23 protein-coding genes are annotated in these 21,495 nt (G+C 66.7%); 3 read left to right on the top strand and 20 right to left on the bottom strand.

Going from position 1 to position 21,495, the window contains the following annotated elements; all coding sequences use genetic code 11:
* Positions 1-141: 141 nt before the first annotated feature.
* Genes hemN through ccoN form a run of 10 tightly spaced genes read right to left on the bottom strand, consistent with a single transcriptional unit; the run spans position 142 to position 9,463 of the window.
* Complete coding sequence (hemN, locus tag SGR02S_RS08180) at positions 142-1,455, bottom strand: oxygen-independent coproporphyrinogen III oxidase (RefSeq protein WP_067107794.1); 1,314 nt, start codon at positions 1,453-1,455, stop codon at positions 142-144.
* A gap of 32 nt (positions 1,456-1,487) precedes the next feature.
* Positions 1,488-1,712: a hypothetical protein gene (locus SGR02S_RS08175; protein WP_067107790.1), complete on the bottom strand. Its 225-nt coding sequence runs from the start codon at positions 1,710-1,712 to the stop codon at positions 1,488-1,490.
* Positions 1,709-1,855, bottom strand: a complete 147-nt coding sequence (gene ccoS, locus SGR02S_RS08170; protein ID WP_067107787.1) for a cbb3-type cytochrome oxidase assembly protein CcoS — start codon at positions 1,853-1,855, stop codon at positions 1,709-1,711. The genes SGR02S_RS08175 and ccoS overlap by 4 nt, the downstream gene beginning before the upstream one ends.
* Positions 1,852-3,969: a heavy metal translocating P-type ATPase gene (locus SGR02S_RS08165; protein WP_067107784.1), complete on the bottom strand. Its 2,118-nt coding sequence runs from the start codon at positions 3,967-3,969 to the stop codon at positions 1,852-1,854. The genes ccoS and SGR02S_RS08165 overlap by 4 nt, the downstream gene beginning before the upstream one ends.
* Complete coding sequence (locus SGR02S_RS08160) at positions 3,966-4,412, bottom strand: FixH family protein (RefSeq protein ID WP_067107781.1); 447 nt, start codon at positions 4,410-4,412, stop codon at positions 3,966-3,968. The genes SGR02S_RS08165 and SGR02S_RS08160 overlap by 4 nt, the downstream gene beginning before the upstream one ends.
* Positions 4,409-5,932 carry a cytochrome c oxidase accessory protein CcoG gene (gene ccoG, locus SGR02S_RS08155; protein ID WP_082797030.1) on the bottom strand — a complete coding sequence of 508 codons (1,524 nt, stop codon included), beginning with the start codon at positions 5,930-5,932 and terminating at the stop codon, positions 4,409-4,411. Before ccoG ends, SGR02S_RS08160 begins: the two co-directional genes overlap by 4 nt.
* Positions 5,919-6,884, bottom strand: coding sequence for a cytochrome-c oxidase, cbb3-type subunit III (gene ccoP / locus SGR02S_RS08150; protein ID WP_067107778.1), 966 nt, complete (start codon positions 6,882-6,884; stop codon positions 5,919-5,921). Before ccoP ends, ccoG begins: the two co-directional genes overlap by 14 nt.
* Positions 6,874-7,047: a cbb3-type cytochrome c oxidase subunit 3 gene (locus SGR02S_RS08145; protein WP_067107775.1), complete on the bottom strand. Its 174-nt coding sequence runs from the start codon at positions 7,045-7,047 to the stop codon at positions 6,874-6,876. Before SGR02S_RS08145 ends, ccoP begins: the two co-directional genes overlap by 11 nt.
* Entirely contained in the window at positions 7,044-7,793 is a 750-nt protein-coding gene (gene ccoO, locus SGR02S_RS08140; RefSeq protein ID WP_067107773.1) for a cytochrome-c oxidase, cbb3-type subunit II, read from the bottom strand. Before ccoO ends, SGR02S_RS08145 begins: the two co-directional genes overlap by 4 nt.
* A gap of 11 nt (positions 7,794-7,804) precedes the next feature.
* Complete coding sequence (gene ccoN / locus SGR02S_RS08135) at positions 7,805-9,463, bottom strand: cytochrome-c oxidase, cbb3-type subunit I (RefSeq protein WP_067107770.1); 1,659 nt, start codon at positions 9,461-9,463, stop codon at positions 7,805-7,807.
* 229 nt (positions 9,464-9,692) lie between these two features.
* Between ccoN and SGR02S_RS08130 the strand changes: the two genes are divergently transcribed.
* The gene (locus tag SGR02S_RS08130; RefSeq protein ID WP_067107767.1) at positions 9,693-10,364 is read left to right on the top strand and encodes an OmpW/AlkL family protein; all 672 of its coding nucleotides are present in this window, start codon (positions 9,693-9,695) and stop codon (positions 10,362-10,364) included.
* On the opposite strand, the gene SGR02S_RS08125 is transcribed toward SGR02S_RS08130, so the two are convergent.
* From SGR02S_RS08125 to SGR02S_RS08110, 4 genes are all read right to left on the bottom strand, one after another.
* Positions 10,365-11,060 carry a Crp/Fnr family transcriptional regulator gene (locus tag SGR02S_RS08125; protein ID WP_067107764.1) on the bottom strand — a complete coding sequence of 232 codons (696 nt, stop codon included), beginning with the start codon at positions 11,058-11,060 and terminating at the stop codon, positions 10,365-10,367.
* Between the two features lie 46 nt (positions 11,061-11,106).
* The gene (gene aguB, locus SGR02S_RS08120) at positions 11,107-11,958 is read right to left on the bottom strand and encodes an N-carbamoylputrescine amidase (RefSeq protein ID WP_067107761.1); all 852 of its coding nucleotides are present in this window, start codon (positions 11,956-11,958) and stop codon (positions 11,107-11,109) included.
* 137 nt (positions 11,959-12,095) lie between these two features.
* Positions 12,096-13,079, bottom strand: coding sequence for an agmatine deiminase family protein (locus SGR02S_RS08115; RefSeq protein WP_067107758.1), 984 nt, complete (start codon positions 13,077-13,079; stop codon positions 12,096-12,098).
* 138 nt (positions 13,080-13,217) lie between these two features.
* Positions 13,218-14,894, bottom strand: a complete 1,677-nt coding sequence (locus SGR02S_RS08110) for a M28 family metallopeptidase (RefSeq protein WP_067107755.1) — start codon at positions 14,892-14,894, stop codon at positions 13,218-13,220.
* A gap of 226 nt (positions 14,895-15,120) precedes the next feature.
* On the opposite strand from SGR02S_RS08110, the gene SGR02S_RS08105 reads away from it, so the two are divergent.
* Complete coding sequence (locus tag SGR02S_RS08105) at positions 15,121-17,106, top strand: S9 family peptidase (protein WP_082797029.1); 1,986 nt, start codon at positions 15,121-15,123, stop codon at positions 17,104-17,106.
* Between the two features lie 57 nt (positions 17,107-17,163).
* Here SGR02S_RS08105 and rpsD read toward each other — a convergent pair whose 3' ends face one another.
* The gene (rpsD, locus tag SGR02S_RS08100) at positions 17,164-17,775 is read right to left on the bottom strand and encodes a 30S ribosomal protein S4 (RefSeq protein ID WP_067107752.1); all 612 of its coding nucleotides are present in this window, start codon (positions 17,773-17,775) and stop codon (positions 17,164-17,166) included.
* Between the two features lie 200 nt (positions 17,776-17,975).
* Between rpsD and SGR02S_RS08095 the strand changes: the two genes are divergently transcribed.
* The gene (locus tag SGR02S_RS08095; protein WP_067107749.1) at positions 17,976-18,281 is read left to right on the top strand and encodes a chorismate mutase; all 306 of its coding nucleotides are present in this window, start codon (positions 17,976-17,978) and stop codon (positions 18,279-18,281) included.
* Here SGR02S_RS08095 and SGR02S_RS08090 read toward each other — a convergent pair.
* Genes SGR02S_RS08090 through rpiB form a run of 5 tightly spaced genes read right to left on the bottom strand, consistent with a single transcriptional unit; the run spans position 18,278 to position 21,465 of the window.
* Positions 18,278-19,018 (bottom strand): RNA methyltransferase, encoded by a 741-nt coding sequence (locus tag SGR02S_RS08090; RefSeq protein WP_067107746.1) that lies wholly within the window; start codon positions 19,016-19,018, stop codon positions 18,278-18,280. The genes SGR02S_RS08095 and SGR02S_RS08090 overlap by 4 nt on opposite strands.
* On the bottom strand, positions 19,015-19,485 hold the full coding sequence (gene nrdR, locus SGR02S_RS08085; RefSeq protein WP_067107743.1) for a transcriptional regulator NrdR: 471 nt from the start codon (positions 19,483-19,485) through the stop codon (positions 19,015-19,017). The genes SGR02S_RS08090 and nrdR overlap by 4 nt, the downstream gene beginning before the upstream one ends.
* A 3-nt stretch (positions 19,486-19,488) precedes the next feature.
* Positions 19,489-19,707 carry a hypothetical protein gene (locus SGR02S_RS08080; RefSeq protein ID WP_067107819.1) on the bottom strand — a complete coding sequence of 73 codons (219 nt, stop codon included), beginning with the start codon at positions 19,705-19,707 and terminating at the stop codon, positions 19,489-19,491.
* A 4-nt stretch (positions 19,708-19,711) separates the two neighbouring features.
* Positions 19,712-21,019 (bottom strand): serine hydroxymethyltransferase, encoded by a 1,308-nt coding sequence (glyA, locus tag SGR02S_RS08075; RefSeq protein ID WP_067107740.1) that lies wholly within the window; start codon positions 21,017-21,019, stop codon positions 19,712-19,714.
* The gene (rpiB, locus tag SGR02S_RS08070; RefSeq protein WP_067107737.1) at positions 21,016-21,465 is read right to left on the bottom strand and encodes a ribose 5-phosphate isomerase B; all 450 of its coding nucleotides are present in this window, start codon (positions 21,463-21,465) and stop codon (positions 21,016-21,018) included. Before rpiB ends, glyA begins: the two co-directional genes overlap by 4 nt.
* Positions 21,466-21,495: the final 30 nt, after the last annotated feature.

Raw genomic sequence — 21,495 nt, 5'->3', positions numbered from 1 at the left:
GGCTTTCGCCGGGGATCACCGGCGTTCTTGTCTCAAGGGTATAAACGCCGACGTGATCCGGAGTCAGCACGAACGGCAGAAAATGGATGCTGAAACGCGTTCAGCATGACGAACGGATGAGGTAGCGCGTCGAAACCCGACTTAGACCGCCGAGCTGAACCGGCGTGGCGAATGCTGGCGATAGGGGTCGAAGGCCGCCGCGATGCTTCGGGCGTAGGGCAGACCCTCGGGCGGAATCGCGACCGCGCCATGGTCGAACGTGCACAGCCCGGCCTCGACATAGGGTGCCAGCCGTTCCCACGCCTCGTCGACCAGCGGCTTGTCGGCCCGGGCCCGCCCGTGGCAGAGCAATTCGCTGATGACCGCGCCGCGCCGGCGATCCTCGACGTCGCGCGCCTTGCCGAGCGCGATGGGCAGGATGTCGTGCGACAACAGCATGCGATAACGGCCCGAATTCTTTTCATTCTGCGCGAGCAGCGAGGGAAAGCTGCTGATCGCCGACGCGCCGAGACCGATCAGCGCCGGCGCGCCGTCGTCGGTGAAGCCCTGGAAATTGCGCCGCAGCCGCCCGGCGCGCGCCGCCTGCGCGATCGGATCGTCGGGCAGGGCGAAATGATCGAAGCCGATCGGGATATAACCCGCCTCGACCAGCGTCCGATGGCCGAGCGCCGCCATGCGGAACCGCTCGGCTTGCCCCGGCAATGCGCTGTCGTCGATGCGCCGCTGGCGCGGGATCAGGTGCGGGACGTGGGCATAGCCGAACAGCGCGATGCGGTCGGCGCCGAAGCGCACCGTGCGGTCGAGCGTATCGGCCAGATCGTCCTGCGTCTGCCCCGGCAGTCCGTACATCAGGTCGAAGTTGAGCGATCGGATGCCGCCGCGGCGCAATGTCTCGACGCTTGCCTCGATCGTCTCGACCGGCTGGATGCGGCCTATCGCGGCCTGCAGATGCGGGGCGAAGGTCTGGACGCCCAGGCTGGCCTGCGTCGCACCGACCCCCGCGACGACATCGCCCCATGTCGGCGACATCGCACGCGGATCGAGTTCGATCGAGATGGTCGGATCGTCGAGCGGGAAATGGATGACCAGCGCTTCCATCAGGTGGATGAAATCGGTCGGCGCGATCGCATTCGGACTGCCGCCGCCAAAGGCGATGCGGCGCACCCGCGTGCTCGCGGGCAGCAATCCGGCGACCAGTGCGATCTCGCGGTGCAGCGCGGTCAGATAGCTGGTCAGCCGCTGCGCCTTATTGGCGGCGCCCGTGTTGCAGCCGCAATACCAGCAGATATGCTCACAATAGGGGATATGGAGATAGAGCGAGACGTCGCCGGTCGCGGTGGCGACCGCTTCGGCGAACCGGTCGGGACCGACGTCGGGGGTGAACTCCGCCGCCGTCGGAAAGCTGGTGTAGCGCGGGACCGGCGTTGCGAGCAGATCGGGATGATAGGGCCACATGCAGGCGCTTGTCGCCGAAGACGGGCGGGCTGTCATTGCGCCCGGTCAATTTGCTTGCGCGAACGGCTGTTGTGGCACCCCTTCGCGCAGCAGGGCGCGGGCGTGTCGCCCGACGGCGCCTGGCCGCCAAGCGGCACCGACGTCGCGCCGCCGCCGCAAAGCATGACCGCCAGCATTCGCTGCGACGTGCCCGGCAACGGCCCGGTCATCGCCGGGATCAGCGCCGACAGCGCGAAGAGCAGCGGGCTGGGCGTCATATGTCTTCCTCGTCGATCAGGATGCGCGCCGCAGAGCCGTCGGGATCGTCGAACTGGCCGTTCCGAAGCGCCCAGAAGAAGGCACCGAGGCCGAGCAGGCCGAGCGCGAGCGCGGCGGGAATCAGGATCGCAAGGCCGGTCATCGCGCGATCCTCGCCAGACGCAGCGAATTGCCGACGACGATCAGCGAACTGATCGACATCGCCAGCGCGGCGATCAGCGGCGTCACCAGCCCCGCGATGGCGAGCGGCACCGCGAAGATGTTGTAGAGGATCGCCAGCGCGAAATTCTGCCGCACGATGCGCATCGTCGCGCGCGATGCGCGCACGGCGCGGGGCAGGGCGATCAAAGAATCCTGCACGAAGACGAGGTCGGACGCCTGCAATCCGACATCGCTGGCCGTGCCCGGCGCGATCGAGGCGTCGGCGGCGGCGAGCGCCGGGCCGTCGTTGAGCCCGTCGCCGACCATCAGCACATGGTGTCCGGAGGCGCGCAGCCGGGCGATCGCCGCCTGCTTGTCGGCGGGCGTCGCGCTCGCCTGCGCCGTCAGCCCGGTTTCGCGCGCCACCTCGGCGACCGCGGCGATGTTGTCGCCCGACAGGATCGAGCATTCGACGCCGAGCGCGCGCAGCCCGGCGAGCGCTTCCGCCGCGTCGGGACGCAGCCGGTCGCTGCAGACGATCAGCCGGGCGGGGGCGCCGTCTATGTCGAGCACCACGGCCGTGCCGGTCGCCTGTTCGGGACGGCGCAAGGCCACCGCGCCATCGTCATGATGCGCGAACACACCTTCGCCGGGCCGCTCCTCGACGCCCCACAGGCTCGCGGCGCGGACGCCGCGGGCCGCAAGCGCACCGGCCAGCGCGCGCGACAGCGGGTGGCGGCTGTGCGACGCCAACGCGAGCGCGATTCCGGCCTCGGTCGGCGGCACCGCGTCGAGCGCGGCCGGATCGGGCGTCAGCCGCCCCAGCGTCAGCGTTCCCGTCTTGTCGAGCAGCGCGCGGTCGATGGTCGCAAGCCGCTCGAGCGCCGAGCCGTCCTTGACCATCAGCCCCGCTCGCATCAGCGCGCCGCTCGCCACGACCTGCGCCACCGGAACCGCGAGGCCGAGGGCGCAGGGGCAGGTGATGATCAGCACCGCGACGCCGATGACCAGCGCCTCGTACAGGCTCGCACCCGCGATCAGCCAGCCGATCACCGAGACGGCGGCGAGCGTGTGGACCGCGGGCGCATAGAGGCGCGATGCCCGGTCGGCGATGCGGACGTAGCGCGACCGGCTCTGCGTCGAGGCTTCCATCAGTCGCGCGATCTCGGCGAGCGTCGTGTCCTGCCCGGCATGGCTGACGCGCACGTCGACCGGCGCGTCGAGGTTGAGCGTGCCCGCGAGCGCGGCATCGCCGCGATGCAGCGCGATCGGCGCACTTTCGCCAGTCAGCAGCGACTGGTCGAAGCGGCTCTGACCCGCGACGATCTCTCCGTCGGCGGCGAGGCGTTCGCCCGCCGCGACGCGCATCACCATGCCGGCGGCGAGTTCGTCAGCCTTGCGCCATGCCAGCGTGCCGTCGGCGGCGACCACCGTCGCGCCCTGCGCCGCCTGGCGGATCAGCGCATCGACACCGGCGCGCGCCTTGTCGCGCATCATCGCGTCGAGCACCCGCCCCGCGAGCAGGAAGGTCAGCAGCATCAGCACACCGTCGAACCACGCATGCTCGCCGCCGACGGCGGTCTCGTAGAAGCTGAGGCCGGTAGCGATCAGGACGCCGATCGAGATCGGCACGTCCATGTTGGTGCGCCCGTGCCGCAGCACGCGCCACGCCGAGGCGAAGAAGGGGCGTCCGGCGTAGGCGACCGCGGGAATCGCGATCGCCGCCGAAATCCAGTGGAACAGCGATCGCGTCGCGCCGTCGGCGCCCGACCAGATGCTGACCGACAGCAGCATGACGTTCATCGCGGCGAAACCCGCGACCGCGAACGGGGCGAGCAGCGGCTTCACCGCCGACAGATTGGGTGCGAGTTCGTCACGGCGCGGCTGCGCCTCGAACCCCAGCACCGCAAGCGCATCGACCAGATCGCGTTCCTCGACGCGGTCGCCGTGCGCGACGGTCACCGTGCGCGCCGACAGGTTGACACGTGCGCCCGAAACGCCGGGCAGGGTGCTCAGCCCGCGTTCGACCTTGCTCATGCAACCGGCGCAATGCATCCCCGGCACCGCGAGCACGGTGCGCAGCGGCGCGACGTCGGGGCGCGGCTGTGCGCTCATTGCAGTGCTTCTTCGCGGCGCCAGCGCTGTGCGCCGTCGGCGACCGCGAGGCGCAGCGTCCACCGGCCCTCCGGCACGGCTTCGTGCGACAGATAGCGGCCCTCGCCGATCGCCTCGAAGCGGAGCGCCCGGTCGGGCAGGCGGCCGAGCGGATGACGCGCGACGCCGGCCACGCTGGCCTCCGCACCCGGTCCTTTCAGCGTCACGAGCAGCCGGCCGTCAGGACGCCACGCCGTCACCGCGTCCCAGCCGAGCGCGCGTTCCGCCTCCGCATCGTCGAGCCACTTGTTGAAATGCTGGCTAGCGACATAGCTGTTCTCGACCACGATGCCGCCGAAGGTCGAGGCGGCATAGCGCGCCATGACGACGTTGACCGCGATGATCGTGCCGAAGAAGCCGACGAGGACGAGCGCCATGTGGCGGCCGGTGAAGGGGCGGTTCATGGATTGACCTCCGGCGCTTCGAAGCGCGTTTCGCCGCTGTCCCGCTCGCCGCGCTCGTCGAGCGATCGGACGGCAAAGGTGATCGCCTGCGCCGGCGTGTCGCGCGGCGCGACGACATAGAGGCGCAGCGGCTGGGTCGCGTCGGCGGGGACGGTCAGGGTCAGCGACCGTGCCGCGTCGGCCCGGTCCATCTCGTCGGTCCACATCATGGCGCCCCGGACGCCGTCGATCGTGATCGCCATGTCGCGCGGACGGCTTTCCATGTTGCGCAGCTTGATCGTGTAGGCGTTGCGGACGCTGCCGTCGCTGAGCAGCATGAAGGGCGGGTTGCGGTCGGGCGCGACCGAAATGTCGGTGCGCGTCCGCGCGCCGAGCAGGAACAGCAGCCCGAGGCCGATCCCGCACCAGGCGAGGAAATAGACGATGGTGCGCGGACGCAGCAGCGTCTTCCACGCCGGACGCGGCGTTTCGCCGGCTGCCTCACGCTTGCAGTCGTCGAGCGTCGCATAGTCGATCAGTCCGCGCGGCCGCCCGATCTCGCCCATCACCCGGTCGCACGCGTCGATGCACAATGCGCAGGTGATGCAGCCGATCTGCGGCCCCTCGCGAATGTCGATTCCCGTCGGGCAGACCGCGACGCACTGGTTGCAATCGATGCAGTCGCCGAACGCCCCCGGGTCCTTCGCCGCCTTCTTGACGCTGCCGCGCGGCTCCCCGCGCCAGTCCTTGTAGGTGACGATCAGCGATTTCTCGTCGAGCATCGCGGTCTGGATGCGCGGCCACGGGCACATGTATATGCACACCTGCTCGCGCATGAAACCGCCGAGGGTGAAGGTCGTCGCGGTCAGGATGGCGACGGTCGCGTAGGCGACGGGCGCGGCGTCGCCGGCCCAGAAGTCGCGCGTCAGCGTCGGTGCATCGGCGAAATACATGATCCATGCGCCGCCGGTCCAGAAGCTGATGACCAGATAGATCGTCCATTTGATCGCGCGCTTCGCGATCTTCTCGGCGGTCCACGGCCCGTTGGCCAGCCGGATCTGCGCGTTGCGGTCGCCGTCGATCAGGCGGTCGACATGCTGGAACAGGTCGGTCCAGACGGTCTGCGGGCAGCTATAGCCGCACCAGGCGCGCCCGACGGCACTGGTGACGAGGAACAGGCCGATGCCGGCCATGATCAGCATGCCGGCGACGAAATAGAATTCGTGCGGCCATATCTCGATCCCGAACATGTAGAAGCGGCGATGCGCGAGATCGACGAGCACCGCCTGATCGGGCGCATAGGGGCCGCGGTCCCAGCGGATCCACGGCGTGATGTAATAGATGCCCAGGGTGACGAACATCACCAGCCATTTGAAGCGGCGGAACGGGCCTTGCACCTTCTGCGGGTAGACGCCCCGGCGCTTTTCGTAGAGCTGCGGCTCGTTCTCGGGCGGAGGCGGCGGCGTGCGTTGCTTGCGGGACGATGCACGCAGCGCCGCGGCGTCCGCCGCGAGTACGGACAGGGGGTCAGGGCCGGACATCGCCCGCCTCTTGCGGCACCGCGCCGGCCTGCGCCGCGGCGGTTTCGCCGGGCGCCGCAGCGGTGGCCGCAAAGGCTTCGCCGCCTCCCAGCGAATGGACATAGGCCGCCAGCATCTTGATCGTCACCGGATCGAGCCGTCCGCCCCACGCGGGCATCACGCCGAGCCGCGCGTTGCTGATCTGCTGCACGACCTGCGCCTTCGATCCGCCATAAAGCCATATGGCGTCGGCCAGGTTGGGGGCGCCGAACTGGCGATCGCCCTTGCCGTCGGCGCCGTGGCACGCCGCGCAATTGTCGGCGAAGATCTGTGCGCCGGTCGCATTCGGTTTTGCCCGCCCCGACAGGCTCAGCACATGGTCGGCGACCGCCGAAATCTGTCCGTCGGTCAGCATCTGGTCGCGGCCGAAGGCAGGCATCAGGCTGGTGTGCGTATCCTTGCCGCCCGGCTGGCGCGTGCCATGGATGATCGTATATTCGATCTCCTTCAGGTTGCCGCCCCACAGCCAGTCGTCGTCGTTGAGGTTCGGATAGCCGATCGAACCCGCCGCGCCGGCACCGTGGCACTGGACGCAATTGACCTTGAAGGCGGCGCGTCCGCCCGCAACGGCGGCGCGCATCAGCGCCGGATCGTCGGGCAGTTTCTCGATCGGCATGTCGGCGAGCGCCGCGACGGTCGCGGCGCGCGCCTTGTCCTGTTCCGCGATCTCGGTCGCGAGTTGTCCGCGGCTCGACCAGCCGAGCACGCCCTCGGTCGCGCGATCGATCATCGGCCAGGCGGGATAGGCGATCACATAGGCGATGCCCCAGACGATCGTGGCGTAAAAGGCCCAGAGCCACCAGCGCGGCATCGGCGTGTCGAGTTCCTCGATGCCGTCCCATTCGTGGCCGACGGTCTGCGTGCCCGTCGCTTCGTCCAGGCGGCTACCGGATGCGAGCTTGTCATTCGCCATCTTTGTCGTCCTTGAAAATCGCCTCGGCGGCTTCCTGATTGCGCGACCGGGCGCCGGGCCGGAAGGGCCATGCGCACAGGATCACGAACACGACCAGCATCGCGAGCAGCCCCCAGCTGTCGGCGAGGTGGCGCAGCGTTTCATAGGTCGAATGATCGTTCATCGGCCCTTCTCCGACGCCAGCTCTTCCTGCGCCGCCGCGCTGTTCACGTCGACCAGCGTGCCGAGCATCTGGAGATAAGCGACCAGCGCATCCATCTCGGTGACGCGGCCGGGGTTGCCGTCGAAATCGCGAATCTGCGCCTTGGGATAGCGCTTCGCGAGGTCGCCGGCGTCGGCATCGGGGTCGGCCTGCGCGCGCAGGTCGGCTTCGGCCTGCTCGATGTCGGCCTTCGTATAGGGCACGCCGACCTTGCGCAGCGCTTCCAGCCGCGCGGCGGGGTCGCCGACCTTCAGTTCCTTCTCGGCGAGGAAGGCGTAGGGCGGCATGATGCTTTCGGGCACGACAGACCGCGGGTCCTTGAGGTGCTGGACGTGCCATTCGTCCGAATAGCGGCCGCCGACGCGCGCAAGGTCGGGCCCGGTGCGCTTCGACCCCCACTGGAACGGGTGGTCGTACATGCTTTCCGCGGCGAGGCTGTAGTGGCCATAGCGCTCGACCTCGTCGCGGAACGGACGGATCATCTGGCTGTGGCAGGTATAGCAGCCCTCGCGGACATAGATGTCGCGCCCCGCCTGTTCGAGCGGCGTATAGGGACGCATCCCCTTCACCTTCTCGATCGTGTTGTCGATCCAGAACAGCGGTGCGATCTCGACGATGCCGCCGATCGCCACCGCGATGAAGGCGAAGACGCCGAGCAGGGTGACGTTGCGTTCCAGCTTCTTGTGATGTTGGGTGACACTGGCCATGGCGACTATCCTTATTCGGCCGGGGCGGGCGCGATCGGGCGATCGGCGGCCGCGTCATAGGGAGCGGAGGACATCGGGGCCTCCTCGCGCTGGCGACCCTGGATCGTGCGCCAGACGTTGACGACCATCAGCACGCCGCCCGCGAGGTAGAGCACGCCGCCGAACGCGCGGAGCAGGTACATCGGGTGCAGCGCGGCGACCGTGTCGACGAAGCTGTTCACCAGATAGCCGTCGGCGCCATATTCGCGCCACATCAGCCCCTGGGTCACGCCGGCGACCCACATGGCCGAGGCATAGAAGACGATCCCCAGCGTCGCGAGCCAGAAGTGCCAGTTGACCATGCGCAGGCTATAGAGCCGCTCGCGGTTCCACAGCCGCGGAACGAGGTAGTAGACTGCGGCAAAGGTGATCATCCCGTTCCAGCCGAGCGCGCCGGCGTGGACATGGCCGATCGTCCAGTCGGTATAGTGCGACAGCGAGTTGACGACCTTGACGCTCAGCATCGGGCCCTCGAACGTCGCCATGCCATAGAAGGCGAGGGCGACGACCATCATGCGGATGATCGGGTCGGTGCGCACCTTGTCCCACGCGCCGTTCAGCGTCATCAGGCCGTTGATCATGCCGCCCCAGCTCGGCATCCACAGGATGACGGAGAAGACCATGCCCAGCGTCTGCGCCCAGTCGGGCAGCGCGGTATAGTGCAGGTGATGCGGGCCCGCCCAGATGTAGAGGAAGATCAGCGACCAGAAGTGCAGGATCGACAGCCGATAGCTGTAGATCGGCCGCTGCGCCTGCTTGGGCACGAAATAATACATCATCGCGAGGAAGGGCACGGTCAGGAAGAAGGCGACCGCATTGTGCCCGTACCACCACTGGACCAGCGCATCCTGCACGCCCGAGAAGGCCGAGTAGGACAGCGATCCCGTCCACGACACCGGCACCGCCAGATTGTTGAGGATGTGCAGCATCGCGATGGTGATGATGAACGACAGGTAGAACCAGTTCGCTACATAGATATGCGGCTCCTTGCGCTTCAGCAGCGTGCCGACGAACACCGCGCCATAGAGGACCCAGACGATCGTCAGCCACAGGTCGACATACCATTCGGGCTCGGCATATTCGCGCGACTGCGTGATGCCGAGGACATAGCCGCTCGCCGCGAGCACCAGGAACATCTGATAGCCCCAGAAGACGAAGCGGGCGATCCCGGGGAAGGCCAGCCGCGCACGGCAGGTGCGTTGCACGACGTAGAAGCTCGTTGCGATCAGCGCGTTGCCGCCGAAGGCGAAGACGACCGCAGAGGTATGCAGCGGCCGCAGCCGCCCGAAGGTCGTGTATTCAAGGCCGAGGTTCAGCGCCGGAAAGGCAAGCTGCAGGGCGATGTAGAGGCCGACCAGGAAACCGACGATGCCCCAGAAGACGGTCGCGAGCACGCCCCAGCGCACCGGATCGTCGTCATAGGTTGTCTCGCCCGACGGCATCCGCAGGACGCCGCGCGCGATCGTGCTGTAATCCGCCTTGGAGACGCCGATCGCCATGATGACCAGTGCCGTGAAGGCGACGATCGTCATGTGGATCGAGAAGCCGGCGTCCTTCGCGGTGGCCGCGGCCACCAGGGCCACCAGCATCACGGCGATCCAGATGCCGCCGCGCGCTACGACTTTGTCCATGAATCTTACCCCTACTGAACGGGGCCGCCCTGCGCCCCGCCTGTCGGTGAAACATTGATCCGGATCAATTATCAAGCCGGGAACGACCAATATTTCGCGCCGCTTCGGCGGGGCGGAACCCTTTTTGCGCAGGATCAATGTCGCGGGTCGTGAAGCGGCGCAGCAGGCCGCCGCGCCATAATCACCCTGGGCCGCGAAGGGCGGCCGCTATGGCGCACGGAGACTATCCATGCGTAAGCTTCCCCTCCTGCTGGCAACCGCTGCCTTCGCCGCGGCCGTCCAGCCCGCCCATGCTCAGGAAGGGCAGGGCCGGTTGCAGGTCAAGCTGCTGGCGACGGGCGTGCTGCCCGACGGCAAGATCGACAAGGTGCGCACCGACCTGATCGGCCTCCCCGCGGGCACGCAGACCAGCGCGAACGACAATGTCGTCCCGACGCTGGCGATCGAATATTTCGTCTCGCCCGCCGTGTCGGTCGAAACCATCTGCTGCATGACGCAGCATGACGTCGACGGAACCGCGGGGCTTCCTGGCGCCGAACTGGTGTCCAACGCAAAGCTGGTGCCCGCGACCGTCACGGTCAAATATCATTTCAATCCCGGCGGCGTGTCGCCCTATGTCGGGGCGGGGCCGGCCTATTTCCTGTTCTTCAAGGAAAAGCCCGGCGCCGCGACGCGCACGCTCGGCGCGACGCGCTTCGACATGTCGAACGAACTCGGCTTCGCTCTGCAGGCGGGCGTCGATATTCCGGTGAATGACACCGGGCTTGCGGTCAGCCTCGATGCCAAGCGCTATTTCATCGACACCAATGCGCGCTGGTTCGCCGGCACCACGAAGGTGCTGGAAACGCGCCACCAGCTCGACCCGTGGGTGATCAGCGCCGGGGTCGCCCTGCGCTTTTGATCAGCCGGCGAGCGCCTTCAGCTCCGCGCGGTCGCGAATGACGACCGCGCGGCGCGATGGCAGGTCGACGATTCCGTCGCGCTTCAGCTTGGTGAACTGACGGCTGACGGTCTCGATCGTCAGCCCCAATATATCGCCGACCTGCTGGCGCGAGAAGGGCAGGTCGAAGCGGTCGAGCGGCTGGTCGGGCGTGTCGCAGCCCGGATCGACGAGCCGTTCCGACATGTCGAGCAGGAAGGTCGCGACCCGTTCCTCGGCATTCTTGCGCCCGAGCAGCAGCATCCAGCGTCGCGTCCGGTCGAGCTCGGTCAGCGTGCGCTGGAGCAGCTTGTGTTCGAGCGCGGGGTGGCGGCTCGCGAAGCCGTCGAAATCGGTGCGCGAAAAGACGCAGACCTTCGCTTCGGTCATCGCCGTCACCGAATGCGGCGTCGTGGCGCCGAACGGCCGACCGATGAAGTCCGAAGGATAGACGACGCCGACGATCTGCTCGCGCCCGTCCTCGGTACCGGTGGACAATTTGAGCACGCCTTCGACGACGTTGGCGACGAGGACGGACTCGCTGTCCTCCCAGATCAACGACTCTCCCGGCTCCAGCGTGCGGCGACGGCCGATCGCATTGAGCGCCTCAACCTCGACGGAGTCGAGCGCAGCGCATATCGACCGGTTGCGGACGACGCAGGCATCGCAAGAATTCATGATTTAAAGGTACCATCGGTCCGTCGCGGACGCAATGGAGCGAGGGTCAGACGTCCTCGACCAGCCGGCCATAGAGCTGCGGGCGGCGATCGCGGAAGAAACCCATTCCTGCCCGATGCTTAGCGGCGCGGTCGAGGTCGATCGTCTCGACCAGCACACCCGTTTCCACCGCTCCGAACGCCTTGGACAAATTGCCCCACTCGTCGCTGATGAAGCTGTGGCCATAGAAATCGGATTCGCCCTCGGTGCCGATGCGGTTGGCGGCGATCACCGGCATGCAGTTCGAAACCGCGTGCCCCTGCATCGCGCGGCGCCACATCTGGCTCGTGTCGAGGTCGGGGTCATAGGGCTCCGATCCGATCGCAGTCGGATAGAAAAGCAGTTCCGCGCCCATCAGCGCCATCGCGCGCGCGCATTCGGGATACCATTGGTCCCAGCAGACACCGACGCCGATCCGCGTGCCGAACAGGTCCCAGACCTTGAACCCCGTGTTGCCGGGGCGGAAATAATATTTCTCTTCATAGCCGGGGCCGTCGGGAATGTGGCTCTTGCGGTATGTTCCCATGATGGCGCCGTCGGGGCCGATCATCGCGAGCGTGTTGTAGTAATGCGGCCCATCCTTCTCGAAGAAGCTGGTCGGGATGGCGACGCCCAGTCGGGCGGCGAGCGCCCGCATCGCAACGACGCTCGGGTGCTCGGCGGTCGGCCGCGCGCCGGCGAACAATTCCTCTTCCTCGACCTGACAGAAATAGGGGCCTTCGAACAGTTCGGGCGGCAGGATGACCTGCGCGCCCTGCGCTGCGGCCTCTTCGACCAGTGTCGACACGGCCGCGATATTGGGTTCGACGGGACCGGGCAGGGGAAGCTGAAGCGCGGCGACGGTGAGGGTGCGGGGCATGGCGGATCCGTGATGGGCTCGAAACGAGCCGGAATATAGGGGGCTTTGCGCCCGATGCTAGGACGGATCGCCATTCAGAAGATAGCGAGCCGAAAAGCCGCCATTTGCAAGCCGTCAGGGCTGAATGGCGATCCGCCCTAGGCCGGAAGCTGCTGGCTCGAGCAATGGAAGCTGCCGCCGCCGACGATGATCCCGCGCGCATCGATCCCGACCGTGCGGCGATCGGGGAACAGCGCGCCGATCGTGTCGACCGCCACCCGGTCGTTCGCCGCGCCATAGGTCGGGACGACTACCACGCTGTTGCCGATATAGAAATTCATATAACTCGCCGCCGCAAGGTCGCCGTCGATTTCGATGCGGCCGGGCGAGGGCAGATCGACAATCTCGATCCCACCGAACGCCGCGGTGCGGGCGCGCGCGTCGGCATAGATGGAAGCGTTGGGGTCATGATCGTCTGTCGCCACGGGAATCGCCAGCCGCCCCTCGCCGACGAAGCGCGCCAGATTGTCGACATGCCCGTCGGTATGGTCGCCGATCAGTCCATTGCCCAACCACAGCAGTCGCTCGATGCCGAGCGACTGGCGGAGCCGCACCGCGATATCCTCGCGCGTCAGCGTCGGGTTGCGGTTCGTGTTGAGCAGGCATTCCTCGGTCGTGACACAAAGGCCGGTGCCGTCGACGTCGATGCCGCCGCCTTCGAGCACCCAGTCCTGATCGTCGACCGGCAGTCCGCCTGCATGCGCGAGCGCGGCGCCGACCTCCTGATCGCCGGGCATGACGAATTTCTCACCCCACCAGTTGAATTCGAAGTTTCGCGCCCGCCGCGCCGCGCTGGTTCCGGCGACGATCGGCCCGGTATCGCGCAGCCAGATGTCGCCGAGCGGCTGGACGAGGATGCGCACCGCCGGATCGACGAGCGCCGCCGCGACCTCGGCCTGGCGCTCGTCGTTGACGACCAGCCGCACCTCTTCGCCCCGGCCGCCGTCATGGACCGCATTGGCGAACGCCGCGACGTCGCGGCGCGCGGCGTCGATCCGGCCCGCCCACTCCGCGTCGAGGTGCGGGAAGCCGATCCACACCGCTTCGTGCGGCGCCCATTCGGCGGCCATGCGCAACGTCATGTCTGCTCCCGATCCCTTGTTTCCCGCTCCGCCATGGCGAGCGGAGCGAAGCAATCTCCAGCCGGCGTCCTTTCGGGACGGCAGCCGGAGATTACCGTGCCGCGTCGCCCCTCGCCATGACGAGGAGCGGACTCCGACCTACTTCGTCGGGCGCGACTTGTCGCGCGCGGCGCGGAACTCGTCGCCCTTCACCCAGTTCGGCCAGGCGTCGGTCGATGCGAGCATGCGGCCGGCGGCATAGAAGAGCTTGAGATCGGCGAGCATGCCGTCCCAGTTCTTGATCGCCGCATATTCGTCGGCGGGGGCGTGATAGCGGTTCTTCTCATAATCCTCCGACGCCTTCTTCCCGGCGTCGGTGCCGCCCTCGACCAGATCCTGGCCGGCGCCGAAGTTGAAGAAGGGCACGCCGCGCTTGGCGAAGCTGAAATGGTCGGACCGGTAATAGAAGCCCTTTTCCGGCGTCGGTTCGTCGACGATCGTGACGTTCGCCGCCTTGGCGATCTTTTCGAGATAGGTGTCGAGTTCCGACTTGCCGCGCCCGACGACGACGATGTCCTTGGCGGGGCCGCTGGGGTTCAGCGCGTCCATGTTCACTCCGCCGACCGTCTGGGCGAGTGGGAAGATCGGATTTGCGGCATAATATTCGGACCCGAGCAGTCCCGACTCCTCGGCCGTGACGGCGACGAAGACGACGCTGCGGTCGGGCGCTCCGGCCTTTTGATAGGCCTGCGCGAGCGTGATCAGCGCGGCGGTGCCGGTCGCATTGTCGACCGCGCCGTTGCAGATGCCGTCGCCGTTCACCGGCGTGCAGCGGCCGAGATGATCCCAATGCGCGGTATAGAGCACATATTCGTCAGGCCGCTTGGCGCCCGGCAGGATGCCGACTACATTGTGCGACAATTTCTTGGTGATGGCGTTGTCGAAGCCCAGCGAGGCCTTGACCCCGGTCAGCGGCACCGCCTTGAAGCCCTTCTTGCCCGCGGCTTGGCGCAGCTTGTCGAAATCCTGCCCGGCGCTCGCGAACAATTCCTTCGCCTTGCCGAGCTGGATCCAGCCGTTGGCGGCGGTCTGGTCGGCGCCGCCATTCTGGCTGTCGGCCAGATATTGCGTGCCGGTGTTGCTCGACTCGACGACGTTCCAGCCATAGGCGGCGGGTTCGGTGTCGTGGACGATCAGCGCCGCGGCCGCGCCCTGCCGCGCCGCTTCCTCATATTTATAGGTCCAGCGGCCGTAATAGGTCATCGCACGGCCGTTGAATTCGCCCTTCGCTTCCTTGGCCTGCCAATCGGGATCGTTGACGAGAATGACGACCGTCTTCCCCTTGACGTCGAGCCCGGCATAGTCGTTCCACCCCTTTTCGGGGGCGTTGATGCCATAGCCGACGAAGACGACGTCGCTGTCCTTGACTTCGGTCTTCGGCTGGACGCGATAGCTGAACGCGACATAATCCTTCGCATATTGCAGCGTTACGGGCGTCTTTCCGCCGGTGAAGGTCAGCGGCGTCGCATTCTTCGCGGTGATCTCGACCAGCGGCACGTCCTGCGTCCACTTGCCGTCGTTGCCCGGCTGAAGCCCCGCCGCCTCGAACTGCCTGATCAGATAGGCGAGCGTCTTCTCCTCGCCCGCGGTGCCCGGCGCACGCCCCTCGTAGGCGTCCGACGACAATTCCTTCGTCGCGTCCTGAAGCGTCTGGAGCGACAGTTCGGGAAACTGCACGTCGGGCAGGGCGGAAGAGGCCGCCTTGTCGGGAGCGCTGCACCCGGCAACGGCGAGCAGCGCCGTGACCGAAAGCGCGACCAGAGAGGTGCGGGGCATGGAAATTCCTTCTCGAAAATCGACGAAGGGCGTCTTTTGGCAGTCCGGTCGGACCGATGCAAGGGCGTGGAGACCACACATGAACAGGGTGGCTTGACGATGCCCGGCAGCAGGACCCATGAAGGGAGTCTGCCATGCCGCTCTCGTTTTCGCCCCCTTTTTGGAGGGCGGGCGGAGCATTGGGGAGGGTCGCATTTGGCGGGGGCAAAAGAAAAGGGGGCAAAAGATGACGGGTCTGAAGCGTAGGCGGGTGCTCGCGTGCGGTGTTGCGGTCGCGGCGATGGCACCATTTTGCGGATTGGCGGCAGCACAGGAGGACGATGCGGCGCGGCGCTTCGGAACGCTTCCCGGCGTCATGCAGGCTAGCCTGTCGCCCGATGGACAGCGGCTGGCGTTTATCGCTCCCAACAAAGGGCAGGCGAATGACCTCTATGTCGTCGACATCGCCGATAACAGTGCGCCTCGGCGTATATTGCGTTCGAGCGGTGATCCTGAATGGTTGTACTGGTGTCGCTGGGCCAACGACCGGCGGCTCATCTGCCAGGTCGGCGGTGTGCAGAAATATGGCGACGAGTTGCTGGGGTTCAGCAACATCGTCGGAGTCGATGCCGACGGTCGCAATCCGAAATCGCTGAGCGTTCGCCGCGGACGCAACGCACTGGGCTATGATCTGCGGGGCGGAGGCGTCATCGACTGGCTGCCCGATCAGGAAGATTCGATCCTGATGACGCGCAGCCATGTTCCGGAGGTCAACCGCTATACATCTTCGTTGATTACAAAGGATGCGGAGGGGCTGGGAGTCGACCGAGTCGACGTGCAGTCGGGCAGCGTGCGCGTGGTTGAAAAGCCGCACCCCGATGCCGTCGAATTCATCACCGACGGCAAGGGGCGTCTGCGTATCATGGGGACGCATCCGATTAAGGGGCGGACCGATAATCTGAGCCGCACGCTTACCTATCTTTTCCAACCCGCCGCTGGTGGAAACTGGCAGCCGCTGTCGACGGTCGACGTGCTGACGTCGGACGGGTTCGATCCCTATACCGTCGATGCCGCGACCGATCGTGCCATCGGTTTCGACAAGGTCGACGGGCGCCGCGCGGCGGTCGCCAGGCGACTCGACGGATCGGGGACCACCGAAACCCTCTTCGCGCATCCGCATGTTGATGTTGACGGACTGGTTCGCGTGGGTCGCGATCAGCGCGTTGTCGGCGTGACTTTCGCCACCGAAAAGCGCCAGATGGTCGTGACCGATCCCAAGGTAGAGGCGATGGCCCAGGCGCTGGCGCGCGCGCTCGGCGACAAGCAGGTCAATTTTATTGATGCGTCGGCCGACGAAAAGCATTGGTTGCTGTGGGTGGGATCCGACACCGACGCCGGACGCTATTATCGCTATACGCCTGCCGCCAAGGAATTGCGTCCGTTGCTCGATGAGCGACCGCTGCTGGCGGATATCACTCTCTCTCCCGTTCGTCCGATCCGCTATGCTTCGGCCGACGGCACGTCGATCCCTGGCTATCTGACGCTCCCGCCGGGGCGCAGCGACGCGAAAGGGCTTCCCGCCATCGTCATGCCGCATGGCGGCCCATCTGCGCGCGATGAATGGGGCTTCGACTGGCTCGCGCAATATCTCGCGCACAAGGGTTTCGCCGTCGTGCAGCCCAATTTTCGCGGTTCGGCCGGCTATGGCGACGAATGGTTCGTGATCAATGGTTTCCAGTCGTGGCGGACCGCGATCGGCGACATCGACGATGCGGGCCGCTGGCTGCTGTCGCAGGGCGCCGATCCCGCCCGCCTGTCGATCGTCGGCTGGTCCTATGGTGGATATGCGGCGCTGCAATCGGGCGTCGTCGATCCCGGCCTATTCAAGGCCATCGTCGCGATCGCGCCCGTTACCGATCTCGAAATGCGGAAGAACGACAGCAAGAAATACACTTCGGAGCGCATCGTGCGCGACTACATCGGGTCCGGGCCGCACGTCCGCGAAGGGTCGCCGTTACGGAACGCTGCTGCGATCCGGGTGCCCGTGCTGATGGTGCATGGCACGTTCGACCAGAATGTCGACATCGAACAATCGCGGGCGATGAAGCGCGCGCTCACGGCCGCGGGCGGCCGGGTGGAACTCATCGAATATCCGGGGCTGGCGCACAGTTTGTCTGACAGCAAGAGCCGGACCGAGATGCTCACGCGCATTGCAGCCTTCCTGCCGCATTGAAACGAAAAGAGGCGGCCCGTTGCCGGACCGCCTCTTTGATTTCGTGATCCGGACCGATCAGCGCGAATAGAATTCGACGACCAGGTTCGGTTCCATCTTCACCGGATAGGGCACTTCGTCGAGCGCGGGGACGCGGACGAAGGTGGCCTTGGTGCCGTCGACCGCGACATATTCGGGCAGGTCGCGCTCGGGCAGGCTCTGCGCTTCGGCGACCAGCGCCATTTCCTGCGCCTTCTTGCCCAGCGTGACTTCGTCGCCCGGCTTCACGAGGCGGCTTGCGATGTTGCACTTGACGCCGTTCACATAGACGTGGCCGTGGCTAACGAGCTGGCGGGCCGAGAAGATCGTCGGCGCGAACTTGGCGCGGTAGACGATCGCGTCGAGGCGGCGTTCGAGCAGGCCGATCAGATTCTGGCTCGTGTCGCCCTTCATTCGCGCGGCTTCGATATAGTTCTTCTTGAACTGCTTTTCGGTGATGTCGCCGTAGTAACCCTTCAGCTTCTGCTTGGCGCGAAGCTGGATGCCATAGTCGGACATCTTGCCCTTGCGGCGCTGGCCATGCTGGCCGGGGCCGTATTCGCGGCGGTTGACCGGGCTCTTCGGGCGGCCCCAGATATTCTCGCCCATGCGGCGGTCGAGTTTGTACTTGGCGCTATGGCGCTTCGACATCGGTCGTCTCCAATCTGCTGTGTGCCGAGGAATTTCGGCTTGTGTCCCGGGTCGCACCACAGGAAAGCCTTCCTGCGCGACCGCCGCTTCACCGGGGTGCGGGGTCCATTGCGAAGGCGCGCGGTTAGACGGAGCGTGTGTCCGAGTCAAGTGCGGCGACCCGCTCGACAGCGCCGAAAAAGCCGCTAAAGGCGACGCACATGACAGCCAAACCGCCCGAACAATGCCAGACGATGATCGAGGTGCGCGAAGGGGTCGACCAGGTCGACCGCGAACTGGTCGCGCTGCTGGCGCGCCGCTTCGGCTATATGGACGCGGCGGCGCGGATCAAGGCTGAGCGCGGCGCGGTCCGCGACGAGCCGCGCAAGGCGCAGGTGCTCGACAATGTCGGACGCGCGGCCGAAGCGGCGGGGCTCGACGCGGCGCGCATCCGGGCCGTGTGGAACGAGTTGGTCGAACAGTCGATCGCGCACGAATTCGACCGCTGGGACGATCTGCGCGCCTAATTATCGCCGCCGCGAGCCGATTTCCGCGCTTTCCCCAGCGTCGTAACGATGCCGTGCATCATCCTGATATCATTGTGCGACCATCCCGTCTTGGTCAGCGCGGTGCGAAGCGTGCGCAGCGTCGCGGTGGTGCGTTCGGGCGGAAAGAAATAGCCTGCCGCATCGAGATCGCGGACGAGGTGATCGATCAGATCCTCCAGTTCCCGATGCGGAGCAGGAGGATCGAGCGGCGCCTCGGGCGGGCTCGCGAGCGCTTCGCCCTTCGACCATTCATAGGCGATCAGGATCACCGCCTGCGCCAGATTCAGCGATCCGAAAGCAGGATTGATCGGCACGGTGACGATGTTGTGCGCGAGCGCGACATCGTCGCTGTCGAGCCCCGACCGTTCGGGGCCGAAGACATAGGCCGAGCGACCGGACGTGGCATGAACCTGCGTCGCGGCGGCTTCGGGCGTCAGCACCGGCTTGGTGACGCCGCGCTTGCGCACGGTCGTGGCGTAGACGTGAGTGCAGTCGGCGACCGCATCGGCGAGCGTGTCGAAGACCCGGGCGTTGGCAAGCACGACGTCGGCGCCCGACGCCGCGGGGCCGGCGGCCGGATTGGGCCAGCCGTCGCGCGGGGCGACGAGGCGGAGTTCGGTCAGCCCGAAGTTAAGCATCGCGCGCGCCACGGTGCCGATATTCTCACCGAGCTGCGGACGGACGAGGACGATAACCGGGGCGGGCGCCTTGGTCACGAGCCGCCCTTGTGCGCCGCTTCGTTGATCGTCGAGGCGAACTCCTCGAAATCCTTCGCTTCGGTGAAATCGCGATACACGCTGGCGAAGCGGATATAGGCGACGCTGTCGAAGCCTTTCAGCGCCTCCATCACCATCGCGCCGATCTGCGAGGCTTTCACCTCATTCTCGCCCGATGTTTCGAGCTGGCGCTGGATGCCCGATACCAGCCGCTCGATGCGCGCGCCGTCGATCGGGCGCTTGCGGCACGCGATCTGGACGCTGCGCATCAGCTTCTCGCGGTCGAAGGGTTCGCGGCTGCCGCCCGCCTTGAGCACCGCGACCTCGCGAAGCTGGATGCGCTCGAAGGTGGTGAAGCGCGCGCCGCAGTCCTCGCACTGGCGGCGGCGGCGGATCGCGGCGCCGTCCTCGGTCGGACGGCTGTCCTTCACCTGGCTGTCTTCATGGCCGCAATAGGGACAGCGCATCGCTCAGCGTTTCACCCGGCCATAGAGCGCGATCGCCGCTCCCGCGAGCAGGCCGACCGGCCAGCTCACGACGGGCAGTAACGCACCGGCGACCGCGCCGATCGCCCCGCCGGTCAGCACCGGGCGCGTCGAGGGGTGGTGCATACCCTGCCGGCCCATCGCCTTGACCTCTTCGATCGTCAGTTCGACCAGCGTCGGCTCCTCGGGGTGCTGGCGCGCCATCATCCTATCCCTGATAGATGGGGAAGCGTTCGCACAGGGCGCGGACGCGCGCGCGGACGTCGGCCTCGACATCGGCGTCACCCTGCTCGCCCTTGTCGCGCAGCGCTTCGAGCACGTCGGCGACCATGTCGCCGATCGCCTCGAACTCGGCGATGCCGAAGCCGCGCGTCGTGCCGGCGGGCGATCCGACGCGGATGCCGCTGGTCTTGACCGGCGGCAGCGGGTCGAAGGGGACGCCGTTCTTGTTGCAGGTGATCGCGCTGCGTTCGAGCGCCTCGTCGGCGTCGCGGCCGGTGATGCCGAGCGGGCGCAGGTCGATCAGCGCGAGGTGCGTGTCGGTGCCGCCCGCGACGATATCGGCGCCCCGCGCTTTCAGCCGGTTCGCCAGCGCCTGCGCGTTGGCGATCGTCGCCCTGGCATAGGTCTTGAACTCTGGGCGCAGCGCTTCGCCGAAGGCGACCGCCTTCGCGGCGATGACATGCACCAGCGGACCGCCCTGCAGGCCGGGGAAGACCGCCGAGTTGATCCGCTTCGCGATCGCTTCGTCATTGGTCAGCACCATGCCGCCGCGCGGGCCGCGCAGCGTCTTGTGCGTCGTCGTGGTGACGACATGCGCATGTTCCATCGGCGACGGGTGCGCGCCGCCCGCGACGAGGCCCGCGAAATGCGCCATGTCGACCATCAGCAGCGCGCCGACATCGTCGGCGATGGCGCGGAAGCGCGCGAAGTCGAGCGTGCGCGGATAGGCCGAACCGCCCGCGATGATCAGCGCCGGCCGATGCTCCTTGGCAAGGCGTTCGACCTGGTCGAAATCGACGAGATGATCGTCGGCGCGCACGCCATATTGGATGGCGTTAAACCATTTGCCCGACAGCGCCGGCGCGGCGCCGTGCGTCAGGTGGCCGCCGGCGTCGAGGCTCATGCCGAGGATCGTCGCGCCCGGCTTGGTCAGCGCCAGCATCACTGCACCGTTCGCCTGCGCGCCCGAATGCGGCTGCACGTTGGCGAAATTGCAGTCGAAAAGCTGCTTCGCGCGGTCGATCGCCAGCGTCTCGACCTCGTCCGACGGGCCGCAGCCCTGATAATAGCGGCGGCCCGGATAGCCTTCGGCATATTTGTTGGTGAAGACCGATCCCTGCGCCTCGAGCACCGCCTTGGAAACGATGTTCTCGGACGCGATCAGTTCGATCTGATAGCGTTCGCGTTCCAGCTCATGCTGCATCGCCGCCGCGACCGCGGGGTCGGTCGTACCGACGCCGTCGGTGAAATAACCGGCCGATTTGATGGGCTTGTCGAGCGTGTCTGTGGTCATCGGCTGGTCTCCAGTTGCGGGTTGGAAAGCTTGTCGACGCGGCGCGCGTGGCGGTCGCCGGCGAAATCGGTGGACAGGAAGGCGGTCAGGCACGCCTTCGCCATGTCGATGCCGGTCAGCCGCGCGCCCATCGCGATGACGTTCGCGTCATTATGCTCGCGTGCGAGCCTCGCCGACAGCGGTTCGGAAACGAGCGCACAGCGGCACGCCGGGTTGCGATTGACCGAGATCGAGATGCCGATGCCCGACCCGCACAGCGCGACGCCGCGCTCCGCGCCGCCGGTCGCGACCGCATCGGCGAGAGCGTAGCCATAATCGGGATAATCGACCGATTCCGGCCCGTTGGTGCCGAGGTCGGCAACCTCGTGCCCCTCGCCGCGCAGCCATTCCGCCAGCAGGGCCTTCAGCTCATATGCGGCATGGTCGGATGCAATGGCGATGCGCATGGCGCGTCTCCCGCTGGGTTTCGAGGGAAT

Source organism: Sphingopyxis granuli NBRC 100800, from assembly GCF_001591045.1.
GTDB lineage: Bacteria > Pseudomonadota > Alphaproteobacteria > Sphingomonadales > Sphingomonadaceae > Sphingopyxis > Sphingopyxis granuli.
Note: the sequence above shows the minus strand (reverse complement) of the source record. Positions and strands in the feature narration are given on the sequence as shown.

Bases quoted from the DNA above. Each gene is read 5' to 3' on its own strand.
- hemN (WP_067107794.1), bottom strand. From the start codon at position 1,455: ATGTGGCCCTATCATCCCGATCTGCTCGCAACGCCGGTCCCGCGCTAC.
- SGR02S_RS08175 (WP_067107790.1), bottom strand. From the start codon at position 1,712: ATGACGCCCAGCCCGCTGCTCTTCGCGCTGTCGGCGCTGATCCCGGCG.
- ccoS (WP_067107787.1), bottom strand. From the start codon at position 1,855: ATGACCGGCCTTGCGATCCTGATTCCCGCCGCGCTCGCGCTCGGCCTG.
- SGR02S_RS08165 (WP_067107784.1), bottom strand. From the start codon at position 3,969: ATGAGCGCACAGCCGCGCCCCGACGTCGCGCCGCTGCGCACCGTGCTC.
- SGR02S_RS08160 (WP_067107781.1), bottom strand. From the start codon at position 4,412: ATGAACCGCCCCTTCACCGGCCGCCACATGGCGCTCGTCCTCGTCGGC.
- ccoG (WP_082797030.1), bottom strand. From the start codon at position 5,932: ATGTCCGGCCCTGACCCCCTGTCCGTACTCGCGGCGGACGCCGCGGCG.
- ccoP (WP_067107778.1), bottom strand. From the start codon at position 6,884: ATGGCGAATGACAAGCTCGCATCCGGTAGCCGCCTGGACGAAGCGACG.
- SGR02S_RS08145 (WP_067107775.1), bottom strand. From the start codon at position 7,047: ATGAACGATCATTCGACCTATGAAACGCTGCGCCACCTCGCCGACAGC.
- ccoO (WP_067107773.1), bottom strand. From the start codon at position 7,793: ATGGCCAGTGTCACCCAACATCACAAGAAGCTGGAACGCAACGTCACC.
- ccoN (WP_067107770.1), bottom strand. From the start codon at position 9,463: ATGGACAAAGTCGTAGCGCGCGGCGGCATCTGGATCGCCGTGATGCTG.
- SGR02S_RS08130 (WP_067107767.1), top strand. From the start codon at position 9,693: ATGCGTAAGCTTCCCCTCCTGCTGGCAACCGCTGCCTTCGCCGCGGCC.
- SGR02S_RS08125 (WP_067107764.1), bottom strand. From the start codon at position 11,060: ATGAATTCTTGCGATGCCTGCGTCGTCCGCAACCGGTCGATATGCGCT.
- aguB (WP_067107761.1), bottom strand. From the start codon at position 11,958: ATGCCCCGCACCCTCACCGTCGCCGCGCTTCAGCTTCCCCTGCCCGGT.
- SGR02S_RS08115 (WP_067107758.1), bottom strand. From the start codon at position 13,079: ATGACGTTGCGCATGGCCGCCGAATGGGCGCCGCACGAAGCGGTGTGG.
- SGR02S_RS08110 (WP_067107755.1), bottom strand. From the start codon at position 14,894: ATGCCCCGCACCTCTCTGGTCGCGCTTTCGGTCACGGCGCTGCTCGCC.
- SGR02S_RS08105 (WP_082797029.1), top strand. From the start codon at position 15,121: ATGACGGGTCTGAAGCGTAGGCGGGTGCTCGCGTGCGGTGTTGCGGTC.
- rpsD (WP_067107752.1), bottom strand. From the start codon at position 17,775: ATGTCGAAGCGCCATAGCGCCAAGTACAAACTCGACCGCCGCATGGGC.
- SGR02S_RS08095 (WP_067107749.1), top strand. From the start codon at position 17,976: ATGACAGCCAAACCGCCCGAACAATGCCAGACGATGATCGAGGTGCGC.
- nrdR (WP_067107743.1), bottom strand. From the start codon at position 19,485: ATGCGCTGTCCCTATTGCGGCCATGAAGACAGCCAGGTGAAGGACAGC.
- SGR02S_RS08080 (WP_067107819.1), bottom strand. From the start codon at position 19,707: ATGGCGCGCCAGCACCCCGAGGAGCCGACGCTGGTCGAACTGACGATC.
- glyA (WP_067107740.1), bottom strand. From the start codon at position 21,019: ATGACCACAGACACGCTCGACAAGCCCATCAAATCGGCCGGTTATTTC.
- rpiB (WP_067107737.1), bottom strand. From the start codon at position 21,465: ATGCGCATCGCCATTGCATCCGACCATGCCGCATATGAGCTGAAGGCC.